Source organism: Arthrobacter sp. Y3223164, from assembly GCF_059091005.1.
In genome coordinates this window covers 1-4,993 of record NZ_JBNHGF010000207.1, presented here as the reverse complement: position 1 = coordinate 4,993, position 4,993 = coordinate 1, and the positions used below count along the sequence as shown (strand labels likewise).

Here is a 4,993-nt window from a genome sequence, read left to right as displayed (position 1 = left end):
GGCCGCCGCCGTCGTCGCCGTGGTGGCCGGCGCCGCAGGGCTGGCCCTGCCGGCGGGCTACGTCATCGAGACGCCCGGTCCTGCCATCAACACCATCGGTGAGGTTTCCGGCACCCCGCTGATCGAGGTTCCGGACCGCCCCACCTACGAGACTTCCGGCGCCCTGGACCTGACAACGGTGTACGTGGAGGGCGGGCCCAACTCGAACGTCAACATGCTGCAGGTCCTGGCCGCCTGGCTCCATCCCCAGCGCAGCGTCGCACCCGCCGACCTGGTCTACCCCCCGGACGTCACGCAGGACGACATCCAGCAGCAGAATGCGGCGCTGATGGCCTCGTCGCAGGAGTCCTCGATCGCGGCGGCCCTGACCCAGCTGGACGTGGAGTACTCGCAGACCCTCTCGGTGGCCGATTTCACCCCGGACGCGGCGGCGGCAGGAGTCTTGGAGCTGCAGGACGCGATCCGGACCATCAACGGCCGGCCGGTCACCGGCATCGAGGTGCTGCGCGAGGAGCTCAATGCCAGTGCCGGCGCCCCGGTCGAACTGGGCATCGCGCGCGACGGCCGCGAGGAAACCGTGGATGTGGCACCGCGGGCCAACGGCGACGGCGACTACCAGCTGGGCGTCCTGCTGGGCACCGAATTCGACTTTCCGTTCGAAGTGAAGATCCAACTGGACAACGTGGGCGGCCCCAGCGCGGGCATGATGTTCGCGCTGGGCATCATCGACACCCTGACGCCAGGCGAGATGACCGGCGGCAAACACTTCGCGGGGACCGGCACGATTGACGCCGAAGGCACCGTCGGGCCGATCGGCGGCATCCGGCAGAAAATGCTGGGCGCGCGGGAGGCCGGCGCCACCGTCTTCCTGGCGCCGGAGGCTAACTGCGCGCAGGTCGCCGGCCACGTTCCGGAGGGACTGCAGGTCGTGTCGGTGGCGACGCTGGACGACGCCGTCAAGGCCGTCACCGCGATCGGCGGCGGCGGCGACGCGGCCGCCCTGCCCGGCTGCAGCTGATTCGTTTCAGCTGCGACGCGGTCACATTCCGGCAACGGTGCCGGACCGTTCCCGCGCCGCGGTTCGCCGGGGCCGGTGTTGACAAGGCAGAATGGGAACGGAACCCTCCGAGACCGCCGTTCGTGGCATCTAGGGGGAGTGTCCCCGCAGCGGCGGTTTCGCCGTGATGCCACGCATGCAGACAACGAGGTAACGAGTGACGTTCGGACAAGACCGGTCTTACGGCGACCGGCCAACACCGCTTAACAGTCCTGGCAAGAAACGTTCCGCATTGGTGCCCACCCTCATCGTGGTGGCCGTCCTGGTGGTGGGCTTCGTCTTCTTCTCCCAGATCTACGCAGACATCCTCTGGTACAACCAGCTGGGCTACCTGGAAGTCATGCTTAAGGAAACCGGCACCAAGATCGCCATCTTCCTCATTGCCTTCCTGATCATGGGCCTTGCCGTCTACTTCAGCCTCCGGCTGGCATACCGTTCACGCCCGGTGTACGCGCCGGACAGCTCGCTGCAGGACAACCTTAACCGTTACCAGCAGCAGCTGGAGCCGGTGCGGCGCCTGCTGATGATCGGCATCCCGGTAGTGCTCGCCGGTTTCGCCGGCACCGCCGCCGCCTCGGCGTGGCAGACCGTCCTGCTGTTCTTCAACCAGCAGCCGTTCGGCCAGACCGATCCCCAGTTCGGCCTGGACTTCAGCTTCTACATGAACACCCTGCCGTTCCTCGGTTTCATTAACGGCTTCCTGATCAGCGTGGTGCTGATTGCCGGCATCGCCGGGCTGCTGACCCACTACCTCTACGGCGGGATCAGGCTAGAGGACAAGGGGTTCTTCGCCTCCACCGCGGCGAAGATCCATGTGGGAATCTTTGCCGCGCTGTTCCTCATCCTGCAGGGTGTCAACTACTGGCTGGACCGGTACGCCACCGTGCAGTCCAACGCCGGAAACTGGACCGGTGCGCTGTACACCGACGTCAACGCCGTGATTCCCACCAAGGCCATCCTCGCCGTCGCCGCCGTGCTGGTGGCCATCCTCTTCATCGTCTCGGCCTTCATCGGCCGCTGGCGGCTGCCGATCGTCGGCACGGCCATGCTTGTCGTCACCGCCATCCTCGCCGGCGGGGTCTACCCGTGGATCGTCCAGCGCTTCCAGGTGATCCCGAATGAGCAGGACGTCGAGGCCCCGTACATCGAACGCAACATCGCCCTGACCCGCCTGGCCTACGGCCTGGACGACGTCCAGACCATGAACTATGAAGCCGTCGTGGAGGCAGAAGCCGGCGCGCTGCGCGAGGACGCCGAAACCACGGCCAATATCCGCCTGCTGGATCCGAACCTGGTGTCGGACGCGTTCGCGCAGCTGGAACAGTTCCGCCAGTACTACCAGTTCGACGAGACGCTCAACGTGGACCGCTACACGGTCGACGGCGAGGTGCAGGACACCGTCATCGCCGTCCGCGAACTGAACACCGCGGGCGTGCCGGCCGGCTGGGTCAACGAGCACCTGCTCTACACCCACGGCTACGGCGTCGTCGCGGCCGCCGGCTCCCGCGTGGAGCCGGACGGCAAACCGTCGTTCATGCTCTCCGGGATCCCGTCGCAGGGCGTGTTGGGCGACGACTCGACCTACGAGCCCAGGATCTACTTCGGCGAAGCGTCTCCGGACTATTCGATCGTCGGTGCGCCCGAGGGCAGCACCCCGATCGAGATCGACCGGCCGCAGAGTGCCAATGCCGAAACCGATACCCGGAACACGTTCGACGGCGACGGCGGTCCCAACATCGGCAACTGGTTCAACCGGTTGGTCTACGCCCTGAAATTCCAGTCGACGGACCTGATGCTGTCGGACGCGGTCAATTCCGAATCGCAGATCCTCTACGACCGGGATCCGCGCCAGCGTATCGAAAAAGTCGCTCCGTACCTGACGGTGGACGGCAATGCCTACCCCGCCATCGTTGACGGCCGCGTGAAGTGGATCGTGGACGCCTACACCACCAGCGAGCACTTCCCGTACTCGACTCCGCAGCAACTGGAGTCGGCCACCATTGACTCCGGGACCACCGGGGGCGCCACGGTGGCGCTGCCGGCGGAGGAGGTCAACTACATCCGCAACGCCGTCAAGGCAACCGTGGACGCCTACGACGGGTCCGTGGACCTCTACGCCTGGGACGACCAGGATCCGCTGCTCAAGGCCTGGACGAACGTGTTCCCGACGACGATCAAGCCGTACAGCGAGATGTCGGCCGACCTGATGGCGCACGTCCGCTACCCGGAGGACCTGTTCAAGGTGCAGCGGGAGTTGCTCACCAGGTACCACGTGACCAACGTCAACCGCTTCTACGAGAACTCCGACGCCTGGAGTGTTCCCACGGATCCGACGCTGGGCGAGGGATCGACCGTCAAGCAGCCGCCGTACTACCTGTCGCTGCAGATGCCCAACCAGGACGCGGCGTCCTTCTCGCTCACCACCCCGTTCATTCCGTTCGCCGTTCCCGGCGAGCAGGCACGCAACGTGCTGTACGGGTTCCTTTCCGCCAACGCGGACGCCGGCACCGGCGAAGACGGCGTGAAGTCCGAGGACTACGGCACGCTGCGGTTGCTCGAACTGCCGCGCGACATCACCGTGCCCGGTCCGGGCCAGGCACAGAACCTGTTCAACTCGGACACCGAAGTGTCGCAGGCGCTGAACCTGCTGCGCCAGGGCGCTTCCGAGGTGAAGAACGGCAACCTGCTCAGCCTGCCGGTCGGCGGGGGCATGCTGTACGTGCAGCCGGTCTACGTCCAGTCCTCGGGCGCTTCCTCCTACCCGATCCTGCGCCGCGTGCTGGTGAGCTTCGGTGAGGAAGTCGGCTTCGCCCCGACGCTGTCCGAAGCATTGGACCAGGTGTTCCAAGGCGATTCGGGCGCCACCACCGGCGACGAAGAAAACGTCGGGGAGACACCGGCGACGCCGGACGCACCGGAGACCAGTGCCGAGGAGGACCTGCAGGCGGCCCTGCAGGCCGCGCGCACCGCGATCCAGGAGGGACAGGCCGCGCTGGCGGAGGGCGACTTCGCCGCCTACGGCGAAGCCCAGGAGCGGCTCCAGGCGGCGCTGCAGGACGCCATCGACGCCGAGGCAGCGATCTCCGGCGCCGCCCCCGAAGGCGGAGCGAACGGGGCAACGGAGCAGCCTTCTCCGGAGGCGACCGAGGGCAACTGACCGATTTGCTTCGCTACCCCGCGGCCGGTAATGTATTCACTGCGCCGCGGGGTGGAGCAGTTCGGTAGCTCGCTGGGCTCATAACCCAGAGGTCAGAGGTTCAAATCCTCTCCCCGCAACCAAGAGCAAGGGCCCCGTCCGATGTCATGTCGGGCGGGGCTTTTGCGTGCCCCGATGCCGCAAGCCGGACCGGCTGTGCCCGGGGTGCCGCAAGCCGGACCGGCGTGCCTGGGCCGCAAGCCCCGGGCCGCGAGCCAGGCGGGTTAGTGCCCGAGGCCACAACCCCGACCGGTAGTATGGTTTCACCCGTCCCCGATTTTCCCTCGGAAAGATCGTTGTTGTCCCATGCTGGAATCAGTGAGCAGCTACGCCCTGGCCGCCGGAGCGGCAGCCCTGTTCAACCCCTGCAGCCTGCTCCTGTTGCCGGCGTGGCTCCTGATGGCCGCCGGCAGCAGCTGGCACAGCACGGCCGCTGACGCCGTGCGCCGGTCCGCCGTGACGGCTCTTGTCTTGACCGGCGGCTACACGACGTCGTTCTCGTTGGCGCTCCTGGCGGCAGGTAATCCGGCGACCCATGCCGGGGCCCTGGCCTACATTTCGGCCGGGACCGGGATGTTGTTGGTCCTGCTCGCGTCCTTCCTGGTGGCCGGCGGGCGGGTCCGGCTGTTGCAGGCAGCGGCGGCGGGAGGCGGAGCGTTCGTCCGGCTCAGCGCGATGGCTGTTGCCGGTGCGGTGATCGGGCTGGCCTCGCTCGCGCCACAGCTGCCGGAATTGCTGGC

Annotated in this window: 2 protein-coding genes, 1 tRNA gene and 1 pseudogene; all 4 read left to right on the top strand. The window is 67.1% G+C overall.

Annotated features, from left to right (window positions below; all coding sequences use genetic code 11):
- The coding region (locus AC5RUJ_RS10890; RefSeq protein WP_494155856.1) for a YlbL family protein at positions 1 to 1,018 on the top strand (1,018 nt) is incomplete at its 5' end.
- Between the two features lie 271 nt (positions 1,019 to 1,289).
- Positions 1,290 to 4,214 carry a UPF0182 family membrane protein gene (locus AC5RUJ_RS10885; RefSeq protein ID WP_494128650.1) on the top strand — a complete coding sequence of 975 codons (2,925 nt, stop codon included), beginning with the start codon at positions 1,290 to 1,292 and terminating at the stop codon, positions 4,212 to 4,214.
- A 45-nt stretch (positions 4,215 to 4,259) separates the two neighbouring features.
- Positions 4,260 to 4,336: transfer RNA gene (locus AC5RUJ_RS10880), tRNA-Met, on the top strand.
- 223 nt (positions 4,337 to 4,559) lie between these two features.
- Positions 4,560 to 4,993: pseudogene (locus AC5RUJ_RS10875) on the top strand (hypothetical protein); the annotation flags it as partial.